Here is a 23,469-nt window from a genome sequence, read left to right as displayed (position 1 = left end):
AACGCTCCTGCTTGAAATCTTAAGTGCCCCTCAGGCCCGGCTTTGTCGCGCCTGCAGGAAAGACTGCATCCGCCCGGCGGATGCGGGGAGCTTACTATGCTTAAAAATATTACTCGCCAGCTGCTTGCCCAGCTGAGCCGTCATCTGCCACGTCGCCTGACCGAGCGCGACCCGCTGCCGAACGCCAAACATCTGGCCGGTGCGGCGATCCCGGCATCCCTGACCGAACGCTGCCTGAATGTGGCGGCAATGGATGAAAATGAAGTCTGGCGCGCCTTTGGCGGACATCCGGAAGGGCTGAACGCGCTTGAAGTGGAAAAAATCCGCGCCGTGCACGGCGACAACCAGATTCCGGCGCAAAAGCCGTCTCCGTGGTGGGTGCACCTGTGGCACTGCTACCGTAACCCGTTCAACCTGCTGCTGACCGTGCTGGGCATTATCTCCTACGCGACCGAAGATCTGTTTGCCGCCGGGGTGATTGCGCTGATGGTGGGCATCTCCACGCTGCTCAATTTCATTCAGGAAGCCCGCTCCACCAAAGCGGCGGACGCCCTGAAAGCGATGGTCAGCAACACGGCGACCGTCTCCCGCGTGATTAACGATCTGGGGGAAAACGCCTGGGTTGAGCTGCCTATCGACCAGCTGGTGCCGGGCGATCTGGTGAAGCTCGCCGCCGGGGATATGATCCCCGCGGATTTACGCATCATTCAGGCTCGCGATCTGTTTGTGGCGCAGGCCTCGCTGACCGGTGAATCCCTGCCGGTTGAGAAAGTGGCGCGCACTCGTGAGCCGCAGCAGGTGAATCCGCTGGAGTGCGATACCCTGTGCTTTATGGGCACCACGGTGGTGAGCGGCACGGCGCAGGCGATTGTCACCGCGACCGGGGGCAGCACCTGGTTCGGGCAGCTGGCCGGGCGCGTCACCGAGCAGGAGAGCGAGCCGAATGCGTTCCAGAAGGGCATTGGCCGCGTCAGCATGCTGCTGATCCGCTTTATGATGGTGATGACGCCAATTGTGCTGCTGATCAACGGCTACACCAAGGGCGACTGGTGGGAAGCGGCGCTGTTCGCGCTCTCCGTGGCCGTCGGCCTGACGCCGGAAATGCTGCCGATGATTGTGACCTCCACCCTGGCACGCGGGGCAGTCAAACTCTCTAAGCAAAAAGTTATCGTTAAGCACCTCGACGCCATTCAAAACTTCGGCGCGATGGACATTCTCTGCACCGATAAAACCGGCACGCTGACCCAGGACAAAATCGTGCTGGAGAACCACACCGATATCGCCGGTAAAACCAGCGATCGCGTGCTGCACAGCGCCTGGCTCAACAGCCATTACCAGACCGGGCTGAAAAACCTGCTCGACGTCGCCGTGCTGGAAGGCGTAGACGAAGAGTCTGCCCGCACGCTCTCTGGCCGCTGGCAAAAGGTGGATGAGATCCCGTTCGACTTCGAGCGCCGCCGCATGTCGGTTGTGGTGAGCGAGCAAGAGGATGTGCATCAGCTGATTTGCAAAGGGGCGCTGCAGGAGATCCTCAACGTTTCAACCCAGGTGCGCCATAACGGCGAGATTGTGCCGCTGGACGACACCATGCTGCGCCGCATCAAACGCGTCACCGACAACCTGAACCGACAGGGACTGCGCGTGGTGGCGGTAGCCAGCAAGTTCCTGCCCGCGCGGGAAGGGGACTATCAGCGTATCGATGAATCCGATTTGATCCTCGAAGGTTACATCGCATTCCTCGATCCGCCGAAAGAGACCACCGCGCCGGCGCTGAAGGCGCTGAAGGCCAGCGGTATTACCGTGAAAATCCTGACCGGCGACAGCGAGCTGGTGGCGGCGAAAGTGTGCCACGAAGTGGGGCTGGACGCGGGCGATGTGGTGGTGGGCAGCGACATTGAGCCCCTGTCCGACGATGAGCTGGCGGCCCTTGCCCAGCGCACCACGCTGTTTGCCCGCCTGACGCCGATGCACAAAGAGCGCATAGTCACTCTGCTACGCCGTGAAGGCCACGTGGTCGGCTTTATGGGCGACGGCATTAACGATGCCCCTGCACTGCGCGCGGCGGACATTGGTATTTCCGTCGACGGCGCGGTGGATATTGCCCGTGAAGCGGCGGATATCATCCTGCTGGAAAAGAGCCTGATGGTGCTGGAGGAGGGCGTGATCGAAGGGCGTCGGACCTTTGCCAACATGCTTAAGTACATCAAGATGACCGCCAGCTCCAACTTTGGTAACGTCTTCAGCGTGCTGGTAGCGAGCGCGTTCCTGCCGTTCTTGCCAATGCTGCCGCTGCACCTGCTGATCCAGAACCTGATGTACGATGTCTCTCAGGTGGCGATCCCGTTTGATAACGTTGATGATGAGCAGATCCAGAAGCCGCAGCGCTGGAATCCGTCCGATCTTGGCCGCTTTATGCTGTTCTTCGGCCCGATCAGCTCGATCTTCGACATCCTGACCTTCTGCCTGATGTGGTTTGTGTTCCACGCTAACACGCCTGAACACCAGACGCTGTTCCAGTCCGGCTGGTTCGTGGTGGGGTTGCTGTCGCAAACGCTGGTGGTGCATATGATCCGCACGCGCCGCATTCCGTTCATCCAGAGCCGTGCCGCATGGCCGCTGATCGTCATGACCGGCATCGTGATGGCGCTCGGTATCGCGCTGCCGTTCTCGCCGCTGGCGAGCTACCTGCAGCTGCAGGCGCTGCCGCTGAGCTACTTCCCATGGCTGGTGGCGATCCTCGCGGGTTACATGGTGCTGACGCAGATGGTGAAAGGGTTCTATGCGCGCCGGTATGGGTGGCAGTGATTTTTTGCCGGGTGGCGGCTTCGCCTTACCCGGCCTACTTCCGTCACGTAGGCCCGGTAAGCGCAGCGCCACCGGGCAATAGCTTTCCTCCTAAATTCAACAACCTGTGATCTGCGTCGGCCCTTGCGCTTGACGACAATTTGTACGCATGTTAACAAAATGTTTTGCCTTTATTTGGCCCGTCAGATAAGGAACATTCATGTTACGGTACAGTCTCTTAACCGCCGGGCTTATGCTCGGCGCTTCCGCATTTGCCGCACCGGCAGGCGATCTCCCGTTGATGCCCTGGCCTGCAAAGGTCGAACGCCCCACCACGCAGGGGGCGCTGGTACTCACCGATAACCTCTCCGTCAGCGTCAGCGGCGACGATCTTGGTGAGGCGGTCAACCGTCTGCGCCAGCGTATTGCCCTGCAAACCGGCTGGACGCTCCAGCCGCAGGCCGGGAAACCTGAAAAACCCACCATCCGCATTGCGATAGCCAAAAAGGTCAAACCGCAGCCGCTGCCCGACAGCGATGAAAGCTACAGGCTCGTTGTGGATGCCAGCGGCGTGACGATCTCGGCCAACACGCGTTTTGGCGCACTGCGCGGGATGGAAACGCTGCTCCAGCTTGTTCAAAACGGCGCGGAAAACACCTCGCTGCCGTGGGTGACGATAGAGGATTCCCCCCGCTTCCCGTGGCGCGGCCTGCTGCTGGATTCGGCGCGGCATTTCATTCCCCTGCCGGATATCAAACGTCAAATTGACGGTATGGCGGCGGCAAAGCTCAACGTGCTGCACTGGCATTTGACCGACGATCAGGGCTGGCGCTTCACCTCGACGCGCTACCCTAAACTGACCCAGCTTGCCAGCGACGGGCTGTTTTATACCCCTGAGCAGATGCGCGAGATCGTGCGTTACGCCACCGAACGCGGCATCCGCGTGGTGCCGGAAATCGACATGCCGGGCCACGCTTCGGCAATTGCCGTGGCCTATCCTGAGCTGATGAGTGCCCCGGGGCCGTATCAGATGGAACGCCACTGGGGCGTGCTGAAGCCGGTTCTCGATCCGACAAAAGAGGCGACCTATACCTTTGCCGACGCGATGGTCAGCGAACTGGCAGCGATCTTCCCCGACCCGTATCTGCATATCGGCGGTGACGAGGTGGACGACACCCAATGGAAAGAAAACGCCGCCATTCAGACATTTATGCGCGATAACAAACTGGCGGACAGCCACGCGCTGCAGGCACACTTCAACCGTCGGCTGGAGACGATCCTCGAAAAACATCATCGGCAGATGGTTGGCTGGGACGAGATCTTCCATCCCGATCTGCCGAAAAGCATTCTGATCCAGTCCTGGCAGGGACAGGACGCGCTGGGGCAGGTGGCGCAGAAGGGCTATAAAGGGATCCTTTCGACGGGCTTCTACCTCGACCAGCCGCAGTCCACCGCCTACCACTATCGCAACGAAATTATCCCCCAGGGGCTGAACGGGGTGGATGTTATTGCCGATGACGACAGCGCGCAGAGCTGGTCCTTCTCCATGCCGCGCCTGAAAGGCAAGCCGGTAGAGGGGAGCTTTACGCTGGTGAAAGGCAATGCGGGCTGGCGCGGGTTCATTGATTTTGCCGGCAAATCTCGCCGTGCGGTGCAGGATATCCAGTGGCGCGACGACAATCAGGTGACCTTCACCGTGGACACCTGGATGGGGGAAACGCGACCGGTGGTTTCTGTTAATAACGACACCCTCGGCGGCTATTTCCTGGTGGGTAACGCCCGATATCCGATCGTCGGCAAACGGCTGGATGAGATACCGAAAGGCGTCGCCCCGGTCGTTCCGTCGCCCGGCAACCAGGCCAACCTGCTCGGCGGTGAAGCCGCGCTGTGGGCGGAAAACGTGGTCGCCCCGGTGCTGGACATTCGCCTGTGGCCGCGCGCCTTTGCCGTGGCGGAGCGGCTGTGGTCGGCGCAGGATGTCAACGACGTCGATAACATGTACACCCGCCTGCAGGCGATGGACAGCTGGACGACGGTGTCGGTGGGCCTCCAGCAGCACACCCAGCAGCAGGTGCAGTTTACCCGTCTGGCAAACAGCGCCGATACCTTACCGCTGCAGATCCTCGCCCAGGCGATTGAACCGGCGCAGTATTACACCCGCCAGCACCTTAAGTTCCAGGCCGGAAATTATCATCAGTTTGAGCCGCTTAACCGCCTGGCGGATGCCCTGAATGCAGAAAGCCTGACCGTGCGTCAGATGAATAAATGGGTCGACAGGCTGGTCAGCGACGCCGAAGACACGGAAAGCGCCGACGCGCTGCGCCGCGTCTTCAACCGCTGGCAGAACAACACCAGCGATGCGCTGGCCTTAAGCGAGAACAGTTACCAGCTGAAGGCCATCAAGCCGGTGATTCAGGAGGTGGATAAACTGGCGTCGATAGGTCTGCGGCTGACCGATCTGGTGGCGCGTCAGGGGACGCTGGACGATAAAGAGATTGCCTCGATTCAGAACGAACTGGATAACGCGGCGAAGATTCAGGATGAGGTGGTGATTGCGGCGGTTTATCCGCTGGAGACGCTGCTGCGCGCCACGCGGAATCAGTAAAAAGAGAAGCCCGGTAGCGCTTCGCTTATCGGGCCTACGTAACGTGTAGGCCCGGCAAACACAGTGCCGCCGGGCGCAAAAGCAACGGAATGCTTCAGATTAGTTCTTCAGAATCCACGCTTCTTTCCAGTGAGCGCCAACGCCTGGCTCATACTGGTTTGCCGTTGGGCTGTACTGCACGCAGTAGCCGCTGTAAGGGAAAGGCTTACACTGGTAAGTCTTGCCATTTTTTGGCTGCAATACCACGGTACCTGCTTTGTACGACCCGATGTTCTGCGGGAAGGTGAAGTCGTAGCTGCCGGTGTTACCGCTTGCAGAATCTTCTTCCAGCATCAGGTTCAGCACGTCCTGAGCGAACATCGTGCCGTCTTTGTTGGTCGCGTAGTATTTCAGCATGTGGTGGCCTGCGGTCACGTCGGTCAGGTTCATGGTCACGTCCTGGTTGGCGTTATTCATGTCCTGCTTCACATAACCTTTTTCCGCACCCATGTGGTTCATGACGTGCGCTTCCAGGTTCACATCACCGTGGGTATTCACGTGGAAGGTGACGGTTGCGTTGCCGTTTTCAATTTTGCTGTACTGCAGGTTAGATACGGCGATGGTTTCGCTCACGTCAGCCTGCTGCTCTTCATAGGAGATAGCAACGGACTTCAGCTGGCTGCCGTCTTTCACGAACACGCTGTTTGCGCCGTGAACCGGGTTGATTTCACCGCTTTCATCTTTAACGCCAACGCGAACGTCGCCGTGTGCGTTGTTGATCTGCTGCGCCAGGTCGTAAGACCACTGGTTCGCATCACCCTGTTCAGCAGAGGCGATGGTCAGTTCAGTGCGCATAGAGGCCACTTCGCCGTTTGCGTCGAAGAAGCGCGCGATCACTTTGTCGCCTGCGTTCAGGTTATTACCTGCGATCTGGCCGTTCAGCGTCTTAGTCCACTCGGACACGACAACTGGCGTTTCGTCTGGCGTCACGTTGCCGCCGTTACCGAAATCAACGTCGATAGCCTGGTAGAAGCTGTTAGAGGTATCGGCAATTTCCCAAACGCCATAAATAACCTGGTAACCGGTACGCTCAGGCACATTACAATTCATTGTCTGACGCTGAGCAGGTGCCTGGCCATTACCGTTAACGGTACAGAATGGTGTTAATTCGAATTGATCGCGGGTCAGCGGTTTATTCGGGTTCCAGTTTTGTTTGGTAATATAATAACGCCAGTTAGTCGTTTTATGTGGCGCAGTATGATACCAGACGAACTGGTGTGGACCGGCCGTCATAGGGCTTTTCGTCCACGCATTCAGGCTCTGTTTATCGAGCTGGGAATACTGAGAAATACCGGCGCTGGCGAGTTGACCATCAGGCGGCATCGCGCCAGTAGGGAAACCGGAGGATTTTTCCACGCTCTGCGGTTCGTACTGAACGGTACCGCAATCAATATTTTGACCGAGCTTACACATATAAGCACGGCTGGCTGGAGACTCAATATATCCATGAGCAAATGCAGAAGAGGCAACGGTCAATGTTGCGATTGCAAATGCGATTTTTGAAAGTTTCATTACTCGTCCATTAAAAGAAAGTATTACTTGGCGAATAAAGTCTAATAATGGACAAGGTTATCTGTCATTTTATACAGAGAGTAAAAATGGTCGAAATAAAAAAGGCAGCCGTAGCTGCCTTGAATTCATTGAAATATATTATCGACGTACGGCGATCGCTTCAATTTCAATTTTCACGTCTTTTGGCAGACGCGCCACTTCCACGCAGGAGCGCGCCGGGAAGGTAGCGTTATGCTCGGTGAAGAACGCTTCGTAGGTCGCGTTCACGGTCGCGAAGTCGTTCAGGTCTTTAACGAAAACGGTCGTTTTCACGATATCGCCCACTTTCAGGCCCGCTGATTCCACAATCGCCTGCACGTTTTCCAGTGACTGACGCGCCTGTGCGGCTACGTCTTCCGCCACTTCACCGGTTTTTGGGTTCACCGGGATCTGACCGGAGGTGATGATCATGCTGCCCAGATCAACGCCCTGAACGTATGGGCCAATAGCGGCTGGTGCATTTTCCGTCGCAAGTACTTTGCTCATGTTTTCTCCAGAATTACAGCGTTAAGAATGTTCCCGGCCATTATAACAGCCGGGTTTTCATTACCAACCTCAATTAGTTGGCCAGCACCACATAATGAGAAAACTCTTTTTCACAGTATTTGCATTTGAGTGCGATGTCGTTCGCGCGCTTTTTCACTGCAAAACTGGATGAAACTGGCTCAGCATGGCTGATGCAGTTGCTGTTCGGGCAGACCAGCACGCTCTCAATACGATCCGGCAGGCTCGGGCGGGATTTGCCCACCACGTCATAGTCGTCGATGCGGTTCACCGTGGCGTCCGGCGCGTACAGGGAAAGCTGGTTGACCTGCTCGTCGGTCAGGAAGGTGTTCTCGATTTTGATCAGGTCTTTGCGGCCCATCTCGCCCGACGGCAGGTTCAGGCCGATGGTGATGCGCTGGTCGGTTTCGGTCAGTTTGAACAGGGTCAACAGCTTAAAGCCGACCTGCGCAGGGATGTGGTCAATCACGGTGCCACGTTTGATGGCTTCAACCTGGAGTTTGTTATCGTGTGTCATTGTCGTTTCCCCTTACAGAGCCAAATCGCGATTCAGAACCAGTGCCAGTAACGCCTGGCGAGCGAAGATGCCGTTCCCGGCCTGCTGGAAGTACCAGGCATGCGGGGTTTTATCCACGTCGGTGTTGATTTCATCGATGCGTGGCAGCGGGTGCAATACCTTCATGTTGTCGCGCGCCCCCTCGAGGTCGCTGGCGCGCAGGACAAACTGTGCCTTCACGTTGGCATATTCAGACGGATCCAGACGCTCTTTCTGCACCCGGGTCATATACAGAATATCGACGTTGCCCACCACCTCTTCGATGCTGGCGTGCAGGCTCCACGCGATGCCTTTTTCATCGAGCATGTCGAGAATGTACTGCGGCATCGCCAGCGCGTCCGGGGCGATAAAGAAGAAGCGGTTGCCGTTAAATTTCGCCAGCGCCTGGGTCAGGGAGTGAACGGTGCGGCCATATTTCAGGTCGCCGACCATGGCGATGTTCAGGTTTTCCAGCGTGCCCTGGGTTTCCTGAATGGTGAACAGATCCAGCAGGGTCTGCGTGGGATGCTGGTTCGCACCGTCGCCGGCGTTCAGCACCGGAATGCCGCCGGAAAATTCGGTCGCCAGACGGGCGGCCCCTTCCTGCGGATGGCGCATGACAATCGCATCAACGTAAGTACTGATAACCGAAATGGTATCCGCCAGGGTCTCGCCTTTTTTACCCAGCGACGTGTTGCTGCTGTCCGAGAAGCCCACCACGCTCGCGCCCAGGCGGTGCATGGAGGTTTCAAAGGAGAGGCGCGTGCGGGTCGAGGCTTCAAAGAAGCAGCTCGCGATCACCTTGTGCTTCAGCAGCTCCGGTTGCGGATTCGCTTTCAGTTTTGCCGCGGTTTCCAGAACCAGTTCCAGCTCTTCGCGGCTGAGGTCGTTTATGGAAATGATGTGTTTTTGATAAAGCGGATTCATGTTTATCTCCTGACGCCGGGCAAAAAAAAGCCCCTCAAATGAGGGGCTCTGGGAATAGGGTACGCAACGGGAAGAAAAACGGCAGGCCAGCGTCTGATTTCAGACGCGGTAAGACGATATGTCGTACACGCTTGACCATGCTTCCTCCCGGCAAATTGTCGGGCATTATACGCACCCCGTTATGCGGATCAAGCGATTTAATGCACGCTTTACTCAATGCAAACGGTTCTTTGTGAATATTAATGCGTTCTGAGTAAATAATTAATTTGCTTATGCACCAGTGCGGTGCGCTTCACGACACGCGGTGCCACCCAGACGATACTGCTTCCGGCAACCACGCCTAAAATTTCCGGTAACTGGTGATAATCCAGAATACGCGCCACCGCGCGGCCATATCCGGCGACGGTATGGATAAGGATAAATTCGCTATTGTGCTCCACGCTGACCACCATTTCGGAAACGGTGCGCGCGGCGTCGGGGGCAGGGCGCAGCTGTGGATTCAACGAATAAATCTTTAGCCCTTTGGCATTTCGAATTTTTATGACTCCGAGCAACTTCAGCAGGCGCGAAACGGTGGACTGGCTGATGGTCTCAAAGCCATGTTCCTGCAGGTCGCGGCGGATCTCCTCCTGGGAGAGATAGCTCTTTTCGGCGATCAGACGCTGGCACACCGTCAGCTGTAGTTGCTCTTTGGGTGAGTACTCTTCGTAATCCATCATATTTACCCTATCAGTTCCCGAAATAACCGGTGGCGCTGCACCGATCCGTAGGCCGGACAGACGCAGCGCCATCCGGCAAATTACAACAATGCACCCAGGCTTAACGCCACCATAATCACCACCGTCAGGATCGCCAGCAGCGGCGCCACCCATTTGAGATAACGCACGTAAGGCACGCGGGCGATAGCCAGCCCGCCCATCACGACGGCAGAGGTAGGAGTGACCAGGTTAACGATGCCGGATGCCGACTGGTAAGCCGTGACCACCAGGTCGCGGTTGACGTTAGCGAAATCGGCGAGCGGCGCCATGATCGGCATCGTCAGTACGGCCAGGCCGGACGAAGAAGGCACAAGAAACGACAAAACCACCTCCAGCCAGTACATCACGTTGATGAACGCCACCGTGGATAAGCCGGTGACCAGACCTTCCGCACTGTGCAAAATGGTGTGGGTAATCATGCCCTTATCCATGATGACTACGATACCGCGCGCGATGCCGATAATCAGCGCGACGCCCAGCAAATCTCGTGCGCCGTTGATAAACGTGGAGGTCAGTTCCTCTTCACTCATGCGAGCGATCAGGCCCACGATAATCGCGCTGGCAAGGAACACCGCCGAGATTTCCGCCATCCACCAGCCGAGCACCGCCACGCCGTAGATCATCACCGCGAAGGCGAGCGCGAAGATCAGCAGGATAAGTTTACGCACCGGGGTAAATTCCAGCGACTGCTCGCCCTTGTTGCCAAGGAAGTGGGCGAGGTTCTCCTCCTGCTTGTCCGCAACGATGGAGAGTGACGGATCCTTGCGCACTTTGCGGGCGTAACGCATTACCCACGCCACGCAGATGAGCCAGCCAATCACCAGCAGCGCCACGCGTAAGGCGATACCGTTGGTGAAGGGGATCCCCGCCGCGTTGGCGGCGATCACCGTGGCGAACGGGTTAATGGTGGAGCCGAGCGTACCGATCCCCGCGCCGAGCAGGACGGTGGAGGCCGCAACCACCGGATCGAAACGGGCGGCCAGCATCACCGGCACCAGCAGGGTGTAAAACGGCAGCGACTCTTCAGCCATGCCATAAATCGTGCCGCCTGCGGCAAACAGCGCCATCAGGATCGGGATCATCCACTCTTCGCGTCCGCGAAGGCGGGTGGTGACGCGCTCGATCCCGGCGTCGATCGCCCCGGTTTTGGTGACGATCCCGAGAAAACCGCCGATGATCAGGATAAACAGCGCGACGTCGATCGCCCCGGCCTGGCCGGATTCCGGATCGTACAGCCCGGCGATCGGTGCCATCAGCACGGAGACCAGTCCCTGCGGATGCGCTGCGACGTGCGCGTAGGTGCCGGCCACCGGTACCTCTTTACCGAGCGCCTCGTTCATCGCCATGTGGTACTGCCCGGCCGGTACAATCCACGTCAGCACGGCAACCACGGCAATCAGGAAAAAGAGAATGGTGTAAGCGGAGGGAAATTTGAACTTGCCCATGATGTTCTCCTCAACCCGGCGCACCCGAGGTGCGCCGGGCGGTGATTAGTCGCCGAGTGTCGCCACCATGACCGCTTTAATGGTGTGCATGCGGTTCTCTGCTTCGTCGAAGACGATGGAGTTCGGGGACTCAAAGACCTCTTCCGTCACTTCCAGCCCCTTCAGGCCGTAGGCCATCTCGATTTCGCGGCCCACTTTGGTGTGCTCGTTGTGGAACGCCGGCAGGCAGTGCATGAACTTCACGTTCGGGTTGCCGGTGGCCTTCATCACGCTGGCGTTGATTTGGTACGGCGTCATCAGACTGACGCGCTCGGCCCAGGCCTCTTTTGGCTCGCCCATCGACACCCACACGTCGGTGTAGAGGAAATCGGTGCCCTGGACGCCTTCTTCCACGTCGTCGGTCAGCGTGATGCGCGCTCCGGTCTCTTTGGCGATGGCCCGGCACTGCTCAACCAGCCCGGCCTCTGGCCAGAAGGATTTCGGTGCGACCAGGCGAATATCCATCCCCATTTTGGCCGCGCCGACCATCAGCGAGTTGCCCATGTTGTTCCGCGCGTCGCCCAGGTAGGCAAAGCTCAGCTCCGGCAGGGTTTTGCCCGGTGCGTGCTCCAGCATGGTCATCAGGTCGGCGAGGATCTGCGTCGGGTGGAACTCATCGGTCAGGCCGTTCCACACCGGCACGCCCGCGTACTCGCCCAGCTCTTCCACAATCGCCTGGCCGAAGCCGCGATATTCGATGCCGTCATACATCCGTCCCAGCACGCGGGCGGTGTCTTTCATCGACTCTTTATGGCCAATCTGCGATCCGCTTGGGCCGAGGTAAGTCACCTGCGCGCCCTGGTCAAATGCGCCCACTTCAAACGCGCAGCGGGTGCGGGTGGAGGTTTTTTCAAAGATCAGGGCGATGTTTTTACCGACTAACGTCCGCTTTTCGCGTCCGGCTTTTTTGGCGGCCTTAAGCTCGATGGCAAGGTCGATCAGGTACTGGATCTCGGCGGGGGTGAAGTCCAGCAGTTTCAGAAAGTTGCGGTTTTTCAGGTTGATGGTCATGGGTAAATCCTTTTTGAAATTAAAGACTGAGACCTTACCCCTCACCCTAACCCTCTCCCCAAAGGGGCGAGGGGATGGTTTGCTCCCTCTCCCCTTTGGGGAGAGGGCGGGGTGAGGGGATTAGTTACGAATCAGCGTGCCTTTCTCGCCCGCCAGAATCTCTGCCCCGTCGGCCAGGGCGCCGATCCCGGCGATGCCGCCGCAGGCTTCAACGAACTCGCGGCAGGCGGCCACTTTCGGCCCCATCGATCCGGCGTCGAACTGCATATCGTTCAGTAACGCCGGCGTGACCTGAGCCAGCGGACGTTGGGTTGGTTTGCCCCAGTCGAGGTAAACCGCGTCAGCATCGGTGAGGATCAGCAGGGCATCGGCCTCTATCTGGCGCGCCAGCAGCGCGGCGGAAAGGTCTTTGTCGATCACCGCCTCAATGCCGCGGTAGCCGTTGGCGTTTTCCACGACCGGTACACCGCCGCCGCCGTTGCAGATCACCAGATGGTCGCGCTGGATCAGCGCCGTGATGGCATCGCTCTCAACGATGCGTTTCGGCTGCGGGGAAGGCACCACGCGCCGGAATGCGCTGCCGTCGGCCTTGAATATCCAGCCTTTTTCTGCCGCCAGCGCCTTCGCCTGCGCGTCGGTGTAGATCGGGCCGATGTACTTGGTCGGGTTGGTAAACGCCGGGTCGGCGGGGTCCACCTCCACCTGGGTAAGCAGCACGCTCACCTCGCGCTGGGGCAGATTGTTTTTCAGCGCCTGCTGGAGCATGTAGCCGATCATCCCCTGGCTTTCCGCGCCGAGGATGTCGAGCGGGTAGGGGGTAACTTTGTCGTAGGCGCTGTTTTGCAGCGCCAGCAGCCCGACCTGCGGCCCGTTGCCGTGCACCAGCACCACGCGCCACTGTGCCGTCAGCCCGGCGATGGTGCGGGCCGCGAGTTCGATGTTCTGGCGCTGGATCTCCGCTTCCAGCGGCTCGCCGCGCTTGAGCAGCGCGTTGCCGCCGAGGGCCACAACCAGAGTGGGTTTACGTTCCATAGTGGCTCCTTTAAATTCCGTCACGTTCCAGCGGGCAGCTCATGCAGCGTGCGCCGCCGCGTCCGCGTCCCAGTTCGTCGCCCGGGATAGGCAGTACGGTTATCCCGGCTTTGTCGTACTTCTCGTTAGTCCAGATGTTGCGCTCGTAGCCGATCACCACGCCCGGGCGGATGGTCAGGACGTTGTTGGCGTCGTTCCACTGCTCGCGTTCGGCTTCAAAGGCATCGCCGCCTGTGGTGATCAGGCGCACCTGGTTAATGCCGAGGGCTTTTTCGATGGCGTGCAGCAGGTCGGTTTCCTGGGTGCGCAGCAGGCCGCCGCGTCCGTCCGGGGTGAGCGTCCAGCACTGGGCATCTTTGCGCACCACTTCCGGGTAGACGGAGAAGGTGTCCACGTCGATGTGGGTCATGACGGTGTCGAGGTGCATGCATGAGCGGTGTTTCGGCAGTTCAACGGCGATCACCCGCTCGGCCTGACGATGCTGGAATAAACTGTTCGCGAGGAACTCGACCCCCTGCGGCGTGGTGCGTTCAGACAATCCGATTAATACCGCCCCGCGGCCAATCACCAGCACATCACCGCCTTCTAAGGTGGCGTGGTCGTAATTAATATTTTCGTCGCCGAAGTATTTAATAAAATCGCCGTCGGCAAACGCCGGGTGCCAGCGATATATTGCCCGCAGGTTATTGGTTTCACGCTGACGTGCCGGTTTGGCCATTGGGTTAATTGATACGCCGTTATAAATCCAGCAGGAGGTGTCGCGGGTAAATAAATGGTTGGGCAGCGGCTTCATAATAAAATCATTCGCCGTATGGGTATCGACAACCATATTTTTAATCGCGGCAGGAATTTCGCCGTAGGTTAATCCGCCGCTTAAGCGACGCGCCAGCTCGCGGTGCGGCATATCTGCCAGCCAGCCGCGCACGTCGGTGGCAAAGGTGGGCCCAAGGCGATAATCGGAGATTTGCGTCTCCAGCAGCCACGCTTTTGCTTCTGCAATATCAAGCGTTTGAGTAAGAAGGTCGGTCAACAGCAGGACTTCCACACCCTGCTCACGCAGCGTGTTTGCGAAGATGTCATGCTCCTCACCCGCCCGCTCGACCGACAGAACATCGTCGAATAACAGCTCCTGACAGTTCGATGGCGTTAACCGTTTCAGGCTTAAATTTGGGCGGTGCAGCATAACGCTACGCAATTGACCAATTTCAGAACCGACGTAATGCTTTTCCATAATTATTCCTTAAACCGTTTTTTCAGAATAAAAAGGGCATGCGCCATGCGGTGTAATTAACTCCATGGCGGCTAAGCTCAATTGATTTCGAGACTCATACTAGGCGGTTGAATAATCGTTAATGTGATATTGCTCACGCGAAAAGCGATATTACGCGGTTTGTATTCAATTGCATGATTCGAATCAGATAATGATTAATTGGCTATTATTTGCGGATGAATAGCTAAGCATGATCTATTGGCTTTATTCGAGGTTGTTATTAATTTGTAGATGGCAATCTTTTGAAATAATTAGATATCATAATGATTTAAAAGGATTTTAATCAGGAACGAGAATGGCTATGCATTATTCACAATTATCTATTTTTGACTTAAGGAAAATCCATAAATAATTATTGAATTTTTCAGCACATAACCAAAAGAGTAAAGTGTGAGGCGACACGGAGTTTTGTTATTAATCATTTAAATTCAGCCAGTTAAGTTTGTTGTGCGATCGCGCCGGGCAGGGGTTATGCATAACCTCTGCATAATTGCCTGTGGACGACATACAAATATTTAACACAATTCCCGATAAACATGCGTTCGCGCAAATCTCGTTTAAAAAGGGGTGGTATGGCAGTCTGAATTCTCGTATAAAAGATTAAAATGAAACGGTGTTTTATATTGAGGGTTTGAACATGATTATTGGCAACATCCACCATCTACAACCCTGGCTGGCCGAAGAGCTGCGTCAGGCTATCGAACACGTTAAGGCACACGTCACCGACGCAACCCCGACCGGCAAGCACGATATTGACGGCAACAGCCTGTTTTACCTTGTTTCAGAGGACACGACCCAGCCGTACGCCGAACGCCGCGCCGAGTATCACGCGCGCTATCTGGATATTCAGATCGTCCTCAAGGGCCAGGAGGGGATGACCTTTAGCACACTGCCGCACGGTACGCCGGACACCGACTGGCTGGCGGATAAAGACATCGCCTTCCTGCCCGAGGGTGAGCAGGAGAAAACCGTGGTGCTCAGCGAAGGGGATTTTGTGGTGTTCTGGCCGGGCGAAGTGCACAAGCCGCTGTGTGCGGTGGGTGCGCCTGCGCAGGTGCGTAAGGTTGTTGTGAAGATGCTGGTGGAGTGACCTTTACCCCTCACCCTAACCCTCTCCCCACGGGGGAGAGGGGACTGCACCGAGCCGTCTTTACCCCCTCGCCCCTTTGGGGAGAGGGCCGGGATGAGGGCACCAGACCGCAGAAGAGTCCATTACTCCCCAAGCGTCGCCACCATCACCGCCTTAATCGTATGCATCCGGTTTTCCGCCTGGTCAAACACGATGCTCGCCGGTGACTCAAACACCTCGTCCGTCACCTCCATCCCGCCGTGCAGATCGAACTCTTTCGCCATCTGCTTGCCGAGCGTGGTCTGGTCGTCATGGAACGCGGGCAGACAGTGCAGGAACTTCACGTCCGGGTTGCCGGTCAGCGCCATCATCTGTGCATTCACCTGATAGCCGCGCAGCAGCGCAATCCGCTCCGCCCACTTCTCTTTCGGCTCGCCCATCGACACCCACACGTCGGTATAGATAAAGTCCGCGCCCTTCACGCCTGCCGCCACATCTTCCGTCAGGGTGATCTTCCCGCCATGCTTCTCTGCCAGCGCGCTGCACTCCGCCACCAGGCTCGCTTCCGGCCAGCAGGCTTTCGGGGCCACCAGACGCAGATCCAGCCCGGTCAACGCTGCCGCTTCCAGCATCGAGTTGCCCATGTTGTTGCGCGCATCGCCCGCATAGACCAGCGTCATCTCGTTAAATGCCTTGCCCGGCAGGTGCTCCTGCATGGTGAGCAGGTCCGCCAGCAGCTGCGTTGGGTGGAACTCGTTGGTCAGCCCGTTCCACACCGGCACGCCTGCATATTGCGCCAGCGTTTCGACCACGTCCTGGCCGTGACCGCGGTACTGAATGCCGTCGTATATCCGCCCGAGCACGCGTGCGGTATCCTTAATTGACTCTTTATGCCCAATCTGGCTGCCGCTCGGCCCTAAATACGTAACGCGTGCGCCCTGGTCAAATGCGGCAACTTCGAAAGAGCAACGTGTACGGGTCGAGTCTTTTTCGAAGATGAGCGCGATGTTTTTACCGGTAAGCTTTTGTACTTCCTTGCCCTTTTTTTTATCGGCTTTGAGCTGTGCGGCAAGGGTCAGCAGAGAAGTGAACTGTGCAGGGGTAAAATCGAGCAATTTCAGAAAGTGTTTTTTGTACAAATCGGACATTTTATCCTCGCATGGCAAACGCCACTTATTGAATTAAAATTCACTTTATATGTGTAATTATTCATTTGCAACCCTGTTTCACAAATCTTTCTTACAAAGGTGGAGGCAAACACGTCCGTGTGTGAAAATAGAAGTATCTGCCGCACTTTAAAGAGGATTGAGCCATGGCAAACCCGGAACACCTGGAAGAGCAACGCGAAGAGACGCGCCTGATTATTGAAGAACTGCTGGAAGACGGAAGCGATCCGGACGCGCTGTACACCATCGAGCACCATTTCTCTGCTGACGATTTTGACGCGCTGGAAAAAATGGCGGTTGAAGCCTTCAAACTGGGTTACGAAGTGACCGAGCCGGAAGAGCTGGAAGTGGAAGAGGGCGACACCGTCATCTGCTGCGACATCCTGAGCGAAGGCGCGCTGAAGGCAGAGCTGATCGACGCCCAGGTAGAACAGCTAATGAACCTGGCCGAGAAGTTTGACGTGGAATACGACGGCTGGGGAACCTACTTCGAAGATCCGAACGGTGAAGAGGGCGAAGAAGGCGACGACGAAGATTACATCGACGAAGACGACGACGGCGTGCGTCACTAAGCGTTTCAGGCGGTGGCGCGTGCCACCGCTTTTTTCAAGGCAGAACCATGGATTACCCGCAGATACTCGCCCCCGTACTCAACTTCCTCCAGTGCCCGACTCCGCAAGCATGGATTGATAAAGCCCGCGACCCGGCAAACCTGCCGCTGCTCCTCACCGATCACATGGTGTGCGAGCTGAAGGCCGCCCAGACTGCACTGTTGCTGGTGCGCAAATACGTCGCCGACGAAAGCGGTGCCGACGCGTTGCTCGACTGGCTCAAACCCTACGAACTGTTCACCTTCCGCGACGGCCCGGAACCCGATTTCATCGCCCTGCACAAGCAGATTGGCAAAAGCGTGATGCCCAAAACCGACGATCCGTGGGGACAGGCGCTCATCGACAGCATGGTGCTGCTGATTAAAGAGGAGCTGCACCACTTCTGGCAGGTGCGCGAGGCGATGCTGGCCCGCAACATTCCTTACGTCAAAATCACCGCCAGCCGCTACGCCAAAGGGATGCTGAAAGAAGTACGCACCCACGAACCGCTGACGCTGATCGACAAGCTTATCTGCGGGGCGTACATTGAAGCCCGCTCCTGCGAACGCTTCGCCGCGCTGGCCCCGTTCCTCGACGACGATCTGCAGAAGTTCTATCTCTCACTGCTGCGCTCCGAAGCGCGGCATTATCAGGACTATCTGGCACTTGCCCAACAGGTGAGTGATAACGATATCTCACCGCGCATACAGCATTTTGGTGAAATTGAAGCCACACTTATCACGACACCGGACCACGAGTTTCGCTTCCACAGCGGCGTGCCGGTGTAAACCGGCATAACGCAAGTATAAGGATGCGAGATGAATAAAACGTGGACCCGTAGCATAATTGTTGTGGTGGTGGCCGCCGCCGTGGCGTTCTGGGTGTTCTTCGACAGGCAGCGCGCGCCGGAACAGCAGATGGATGCTGCCCTTAACGCGATGCCCGCTTGGCAGGTGATTAAGGAGCAGGAGCCCGCGCTGCATCAGCGCATCCTCGACCAGATGGCCGCCCTGCAAAAAGCGGGCGAGCCGGAGCAGCAGATTATCGACACCATCCAGCCGCAGATCCTGCATCTGCAGATGTCGCGCCTGCAAAACGCCCCGGACGCCAACGTGGTGAACTACATGACCATCAACATGGAGCAGACCGCCGCCATCCAGAAGGTGAGCGACGACGCCTGCTTCCGCTTCCTCTACCCGGCGGTGAAGGGCGGCGTGAACCCGATGCGCATGCTGGATAAAGACCTGATGGCGCGGCGCATGCAGGCCGACGCCGACATGATGCGCGCGGCCTACGGCAAAAACCGCCACACCGTGACACCGGCCGAACGCGAGGCGGCCGTCGAGGATGTGCGACCGATTATGAAGCAACTTGCCGATAAGTACGGCGAGGACATCCAGCTGTTGCAGATGCCGGAGAAGGCGGCGGGCAAAGAGAAGCTCTCCTGCGATATGGTGCAGGAGATGTGGGCGAAGGTGCTGGCGCTGCCGGAGCAGAAGGCGGCAGGCGTGATTCGGCTGGCAGTGTCTGAGCTGGAGTGACGAAGGGCGCTGGTTTTTTGGGCACTTAGCGCGGGTTTAGCGCGTCGCCGCTTGCATGGCGGCGCGCGACAGGTATAATCCACAACGTTTCCGCATCCCCTTCAGTGCCGAAGTGGCGAAATCGGTAGACGCAGTTGATTCAAAATCAACCGTAGAAATACGTGCCGGTTCGAGTCCGGCCTTCGGCACCATCGGAACATCAATAGACGTCAACGGACGTCTTTTTTTGTGCCTGAAATCCAGTATTTACCTATCTTTCCCGCTATAGTAACTCTCTCAAGGTCAACCGACTTCAACGTACATCTACCAACAGATGTTGGTACAGATGATGGTATTTCTGGTTCGATAATGCTTGTACCAACAGGGAGGGGATAAGCATGGCTCTAACAGATATCAAAGTCAGAACAGCCAAGCCAATGGAGAAGCAATACAAGCTTACTGATGGCAACGGTATGCACCTTCTTGTTCATCCAAATGGCTCTAAGTACTGGCGTTTGCAGTACCGATTTGGCGGAAAGCAAAAGATGCTGGCTCTGGGGGTTTACCCTGACGTGTCACTCGCTGATGCAAGGGCTCGCCGTGAAGAAGCTCGTAAGCTTTTGGCAAACAGCATTGATCCGGGAGACAAAAAGAAAAATGATAAGGTTGAGTTGGAAGAGGCGCGTACTTTCGAACAGCTAGCTGTTGAATGGCATGCCACAAATAAAAAGTGGTCGGAAGAACATAGCCGACGAGTGCTGAAAAGCCTGGAGGACAATCTCTTTCCAGCTATTGGCAAACGTAATATAGCCGAACTTAAAACACGGGATTTGTTAGCCCCGATAAAAGCCGTAGAGATGTCTGGACGTCTTGAGGTCGCGTCACGACTGCAACAGCGAACTACGGCAATTATGCGTTATGCCGTACAGAGTGGTTTGCTTGATTATAACCCGGCACAGGAGATGGTCGGTGCTGTTGCTTCAAGTAACCGGCAGCATAGGCCTGCGCTAGAGTTGAGACGTATTCCCGAACTGCTTCAGCGCATTGATAACTATACCGGCAGGCCTTTGACTCGTCTTGCCGTTGAGTTAACCCTCCTTGTCTTCATCCGCTCCAGCGAATTGCGTTTTGCTCGTTGGTCTGAGATCGATTTTGAAACATCAATGTGGACGATACCCGCAGAGCGCGAGGCTATCGAAGGGATAAAGCACTCCCAACGCGGCTCAAAAATGCGTACACCTCATTTGGTGCCGTTATCTCGTCAGGCGTTAGCAATCCTTAAACAGGTGCACAAACTTAGTGGCGATCGCGATTTTGTTTTCATTGGCGATCACGACCATCGTAAACCGATGAGTGAAAATACGGTAAACAAGGCTCTGCGCGTTATGGGTTATGACACTAAGATAGAGGTTTGTGGGCATGGTTTCAGGACGATGGCATGTAGCTCGTTGATAGAATCGGGATTGTGGTCAAGGGATGCGGTTGAACGGCAGATGAGCCATATGGAGCGTAACTCTGTGCGTGCGGCTTATATTCATAAGGCCGAGCATCTGGATGAGCGCAGACTGATGCTGCAGTGGTGGGCTGATTTTCTTGATGCGAATCGTGAGAAGGCGGTGAGTCCGTTTGATTTTGCCAAATTAAGCATGGAATGATTAGATGTATTTAAGGTATGTGTCTGACATACCTTATTTTTTCTTTAACATGGCTTCTGATGCGGTGCTCGTTTTTGTAATGAAATCTGTTGTTCAATGCCAAAAAATCATATTGTAAGCTTGGTTCAAGTGATAGGTAGTTTTACACTGTTTCATCAGAAAAGCAGCATCTGAGATTTAGCCATTCATTCAGATAGAAGCGTTCTTACTGTTACATCAAAGGCAGGAGCCATGACTAGTCGCCCACAGATGATTATTAATGTTCTTCAGGCTAATCCTGATGAGCAATTTACAGCCCGTCAGCTTGCCCAAAAAATCATTGATTACTATGGCGCAGAGCTTGCTGTAAAGCGTCAAAATCCTAGATTCGCCAGTGATGAAGATTTCTTGAGTCAAATAGCTGCTGAAGTCGGTGGGAGCAGAACAGTTCAGGCAAAAGCGATGTGTCCTCAGGTTATGACGCGTGACAAACCTCGGCCCAGACTTTATTACTGGGGTAAGGAAATCGACAATGGCGTGCAACAAGAGTCATCTTTTGATATTGCTCCGACTCCGTCTGCTGAGACGGTAGCTTTTTCTGAGCATGCTCTTTACCCGCTTTTGATTGAGTACCTTTCTGAGGAAGAAGAATTACTTTGCCGTCGTATCGATGAAAAGCGTTCAAGCAATAACAAAGGTCTTGGGGCAAACCATTGGCTTTATCCTGATATTGTTGCATTGCAGCCTCTCGATAAAGGTTGGGATAGCGTCGTGCAAAACTGTGTACGGTATAGCGAAGGGCGTTTAACCCGTCTGTGGTCTTTTGAAGTAAAACGTCAGCTTAACCGTAGCAATGTTCGAGAATGTTTCTTCCAAGCTGTGAGCAATTCAAGCTGGGCCCATTTTGGTTATCTCGTCGCGACCGAAATAAATGAAGATAAGCAGCGTGGCGTAGAAAGAGAACTGCAGATGTTGTGTGCATTGCATGGTATTGGCGTGATCCTTCTTAATCCGCAAGATCCCGGTAATAGCCAAACTCTGATTCCTGCACGAGAGCGAACCAGTATTGATTGGCAATCCGTCAACCGCTTGGTGGTAGAGAACAAGGATTTTAAAGAGTTTATCGATCTGGTTTCCGATTATCACCAGACAGGAAAAATACACAAAGCGCTCTGGAATAGATAATTCGCTCTAATGTTTCAATAAGAAATATAATTGCGAAATAGGCTTAATGTGAATGGATGAACAGCGAGATATTTAGAATTAGTAAGATTTAAAAGTTCTTTCCGCGAATTGATGGGATAGTAAATATGATAAAGGTGAGCGTGTGCGTGCTCACCAAATGCAATAGAATAAATTTATACAAATGGGGGTAGTTTACCAAAACTGTTCTTTTAATGCGTATTCCGACGCAAACCGATCACCCATTCCGATTTGTGGCGATCACTGATTCCGAACTCAGGATCGCCGATTCCGATTTGTTCCGATCATGGATTCCGACGCCAAGATCACCGATTCCAGTCACCAAGATCACATCAGTAAAGTGCCTCAAAATGGGATAAAACAAGCTCCCTGATATCCACTGCCAGCCCTTATCCGCTCTGGTAAAGGGTTGAGAAGAGATTCCATATTTTGGCGCTGTGGAACCCCCTTAACAGATGGGTAAAAATAAGCATCATCCCTTCTCAAAAGCTGGCGCTCGTAGAGGCACAAAAACTTAATTCTCATAACGTCAAAAGCAGTGATCCTGAGCGTCGGAATCAGTGGTCGGATTCATCGGAATCTGCATTTAAAAAACATCACTTATTTTTGCGATTGCTAGTTAATAAATTACACATCTGCAATGTGGCAAAAAAATATTACTAACTGAGATTTATATCGGGTAGTGGGGTGTTCAGAACAACCAGAGGAAAATACCCGTGCAGTGAAAGGTAACGATGGTGATATAAAGCTCAATTGGGCTCTGCGCTCTGTGGACTATGGCTAAGAATATGCTTTATCTACTCCGATATAACGAAAATTAGGCCTTACCCAAAAGATAAGACCTAATTTAAGAATTATATTGGGCCATACAACGTTTCAATAAAGGGGTTAGAAGGTAATCCAACCACCAATGGTGTAATGCTGATACGAGACTGATCAATATGATTAACAATACCTAATCCAGCAAAATTCCCACGCCCACCTGAAGGTCGGAATTGGACAAAAGCAGTTGTAGTAGTAACCCAGCGAGGATCAATAATAAGCGTTGCCTTTATCCCTGAAAAAGAGGTGTAGATTTGCGGATCTTTCGAAGCATCCCCACGAATAGCCTGTGCATATGCGCCTAAAGAACTGGGCATCTCTATATTCTTTGTGCGGAATTGCTGATCGAAGGCAACAATTGCCCCCCTGGCCTGATTTCCAAGCTCTACTAGCTTTTCAGCAGTAATGGCTTTTACCTCTATCTTTTTAAAGAGATTTTCAAATGCCATCATCAGGTAATTTAAATTCCATCCTAACTCGTGTAATGCAATAATTTTACTGTATTCAGACAGATCAACTTTAATGCCTGCGTGAGCGGCTAGGGTCAACAGCCTTGGAATATTTAGATAGTAAAAATTATGTAATCTGGTCTTCCAGGGATTTTCAACTTTAAATTTTTCTTCTAACCAAAGGAGATGCTCTCGTTGGAGTTTATGAAGACGCTCTATAGGGAAATTGTCTACCCCAGAGTCAATTTCTGTGTGATGATTACAACAAAGAAGTAACAAGTTTGATTCATGATTCCTTTGCTTAAGATTCAGTGGTGAATCTCCTCTTGGGCCTTCTGGCTGCTCTGCAACAATATGAGCCACCTCTCCAATAAACTGAGATGATAGTCCATTTTCGTCTTCTACTAGGAGCCTTTCCCTGCAAATTGCGCAGCAGCCACCATCTCTGACCCAAACAATCCGTTTTACTCTTTGGCTAATGGGCATAACACGTTTACCTAACTAATCGAATGGATT

General features: G+C 54.9%; 21 protein-coding genes and 1 tRNA gene. 9 read left to right on the top strand and 13 right to left on the bottom strand.

Features of this window, described 5'->3' with window-relative positions; genetic code table 11:
* Positions 1–96: 96 nt before the first annotated feature.
* Entirely contained in the window at positions 97–2,805 is a 2,709-nt protein-coding gene (mgtA, locus tag I6L58_RS09980; RefSeq protein WP_088208744.1) for a magnesium-translocating P-type ATPase, read from the top strand.
* Between the two features lie 199 nt (positions 2,806–3,004).
* On the top strand, positions 3,005–5,389 hold the full coding sequence (locus I6L58_RS09975; protein ID WP_088208745.1) for a beta-N-acetylhexosaminidase: 2,385 nt from the start codon (positions 3,005–3,007) through the stop codon (positions 5,387–5,389).
* Positions 5,390–5,488: 99 nt separating this feature from the next.
* Here the strand turns inward: I6L58_RS09975 and gbpA are convergent, their stop codons facing one another.
* The 10 genes from gbpA to arcA all read right to left on the bottom strand — a co-directional run bounded on the left by gbpA (position 5,489) and on the right by arcA (position 14,461).
* Entirely contained in the window at positions 5,489–6,940 is a 1,452-nt protein-coding gene (gbpA, locus tag I6L58_RS09970; protein WP_088208746.1) for an N-acetylglucosamine-binding protein GbpA, read from the bottom strand.
* 138 nt (positions 6,941–7,078) lie between these two features.
* Positions 7,079–7,465: a 2-iminobutanoate/2-iminopropanoate deaminase gene (gene ridA / locus I6L58_RS09965; RefSeq protein ID WP_006179088.1), complete on the bottom strand. Its 387-nt coding sequence runs from the start codon at positions 7,463–7,465 to the stop codon at positions 7,079–7,081.
* Between the two features lie 73 nt (positions 7,466–7,538).
* Complete coding sequence (gene pyrI, locus I6L58_RS09960; protein ID WP_003863370.1) at positions 7,539–8,000, bottom strand: aspartate carbamoyltransferase regulatory subunit; 462 nt, start codon at positions 7,998–8,000, stop codon at positions 7,539–7,541.
* 12 nt (positions 8,001–8,012) lie between these two features.
* A complete protein-coding gene (gene pyrB, locus I6L58_RS09955; protein ID WP_006179089.1) occupies positions 8,013–8,945 on the bottom strand; it encodes an aspartate carbamoyltransferase in 933 nt (310 codons plus the stop codon).
* A 34-nt stretch (positions 8,946–8,979) separates the two neighbouring features.
* The gene (locus I6L58_RS09950) at positions 8,980–9,084 is read right to left on the bottom strand and encodes a pyrBI operon leader peptide (protein ID WP_006179090.1); all 105 of its coding nucleotides are present in this window, start codon (positions 9,082–9,084) and stop codon (positions 8,980–8,982) included.
* A gap of 100 nt (positions 9,085–9,184) precedes the next feature.
* Positions 9,185–9,664, bottom strand: coding sequence for an arginine repressor (locus I6L58_RS09945; protein ID WP_042322591.1), 480 nt, complete (start codon positions 9,662–9,664; stop codon positions 9,185–9,187).
* Between the two features lie 80 nt (positions 9,665–9,744).
* Entirely contained in the window at positions 9,745–11,148 is a 1,404-nt protein-coding gene (locus I6L58_RS09940; protein ID WP_058609569.1) for a YfcC family protein, read from the bottom strand.
* Between the two features lie 45 nt (positions 11,149–11,193).
* Positions 11,194–12,198 carry an ornithine carbamoyltransferase gene (argF, locus tag I6L58_RS09935; protein ID WP_088208747.1) on the bottom strand — a complete coding sequence of 335 codons (1,005 nt, stop codon included), beginning with the start codon at positions 12,196–12,198 and terminating at the stop codon, positions 11,194–11,196.
* A gap of 120 nt (positions 12,199–12,318) precedes the next feature.
* A complete protein-coding gene (gene arcC, locus I6L58_RS09930) occupies positions 12,319–13,230 on the bottom strand; it encodes a carbamate kinase (RefSeq protein ID WP_006174238.1) in 912 nt (303 codons plus the stop codon).
* A 10-nt stretch (positions 13,231–13,240) separates the two neighbouring features.
* Complete coding sequence (arcA, locus tag I6L58_RS09925; protein WP_006174237.1) at positions 13,241–14,461, bottom strand: arginine deiminase; 1,221 nt, start codon at positions 14,459–14,461, stop codon at positions 13,241–13,243.
* Positions 14,462–15,137: 676 nt separating this feature from the next.
* On the opposite strand from arcA, the gene I6L58_RS09920 reads away from it, so the two are divergent.
* Complete coding sequence (locus tag I6L58_RS09920; RefSeq protein ID WP_088208908.1) at positions 15,138–15,590, top strand: YhcH/YjgK/YiaL family protein; 453 nt, start codon at positions 15,138–15,140, stop codon at positions 15,588–15,590.
* Between the two features lie 122 nt (positions 15,591–15,712).
* On the opposite strand, the gene argF (I6L58_RS09915) is transcribed toward I6L58_RS09920, so the two are convergent.
* Together argF (I6L58_RS09915) and argL are read right to left on the bottom strand one after the other, a co-directional pair.
* On the bottom strand, positions 15,713–16,717 hold the full coding sequence (gene argF, locus I6L58_RS09915; RefSeq protein WP_088208748.1) for an ornithine carbamoyltransferase: 1,005 nt from the start codon (positions 16,715–16,717) through the stop codon (positions 15,713–15,715).
* Positions 16,687–16,782, bottom strand: a complete 96-nt coding sequence (gene argL / locus I6L58_RS09910) for a putative translational regulatory protein ArgL (RefSeq protein WP_213826104.1) — start codon at positions 16,780–16,782, stop codon at positions 16,687–16,689. Before argL ends, argF (I6L58_RS09915) begins: the two co-directional genes overlap by 31 nt.
* A 99-nt stretch (positions 16,783–16,881) precedes the next feature.
* Between argL and rraB the strand changes: the two genes are divergently transcribed.
* From rraB to I6L58_RS09880, 6 genes are all read left to right on the top strand, one after another.
* On the top strand, positions 16,882–17,307 hold the full coding sequence (rraB, locus tag I6L58_RS09905; RefSeq protein ID WP_006174224.1) for a ribonuclease E inhibitor RraB: 426 nt from the start codon (positions 16,882–16,884) through the stop codon (positions 17,305–17,307).
* A 47-nt stretch (positions 17,308–17,354) separates the two neighbouring features.
* A complete protein-coding gene (gene miaE, locus I6L58_RS09900) occupies positions 17,355–18,113 on the top strand; it encodes a tRNA isopentenyl-2-thiomethyl-A-37 hydroxylase MiaE (RefSeq protein WP_088208749.1) in 759 nt (252 codons plus the stop codon).
* Positions 18,114–18,143: 30 nt separating this feature from the next.
* On the top strand, positions 18,144–18,866 hold the full coding sequence (locus I6L58_RS09895) for a topoisomerase II (RefSeq protein ID WP_088208750.1): 723 nt from the start codon (positions 18,144–18,146) through the stop codon (positions 18,864–18,866).
* A gap of 106 nt (positions 18,867–18,972) precedes the next feature.
* A tRNA-Leu gene (locus I6L58_RS09890) sits at positions 18,973–19,057 on the top strand.
* Positions 19,058–19,243: 186 nt separating this feature from the next.
* Positions 19,244–20,500, top strand: coding sequence for a tyrosine-type recombinase/integrase (locus I6L58_RS09885; protein ID WP_088208751.1), 1,257 nt, complete (start codon positions 19,244–19,246; stop codon positions 20,498–20,500).
* Positions 20,501–20,731: 231 nt separating this feature from the next.
* Positions 20,732–21,664, top strand: coding sequence for a COG2958 family protein (locus I6L58_RS09880; protein ID WP_088208752.1), 933 nt, complete (start codon positions 20,732–20,734; stop codon positions 21,662–21,664).
* Positions 21,665–22,536: 872 nt separating this feature from the next.
* On the opposite strand, the gene I6L58_RS09875 is transcribed toward I6L58_RS09880, so the two are convergent.
* Positions 22,537–23,439, bottom strand: coding sequence for an HNH endonuclease (locus I6L58_RS09875; RefSeq protein WP_088208753.1), 903 nt, complete (start codon positions 23,437–23,439; stop codon positions 22,537–22,539).
* Between the last annotated feature and the right edge of the window lie 30 nt (positions 23,440–23,469).

The sequence above is a fragment of the Enterobacter cancerogenus genome, from assembly GCF_019047785.1.
GTDB classification, from domain to species: Bacteria; Pseudomonadota; Gammaproteobacteria; order Enterobacterales; family Enterobacteriaceae; genus Enterobacter; species Enterobacter cancerogenus.
The sequence above is the reverse complement of the archived record's forward strand: the minus strand, read 5'-3'. Positions and strand labels throughout refer to the sequence as shown.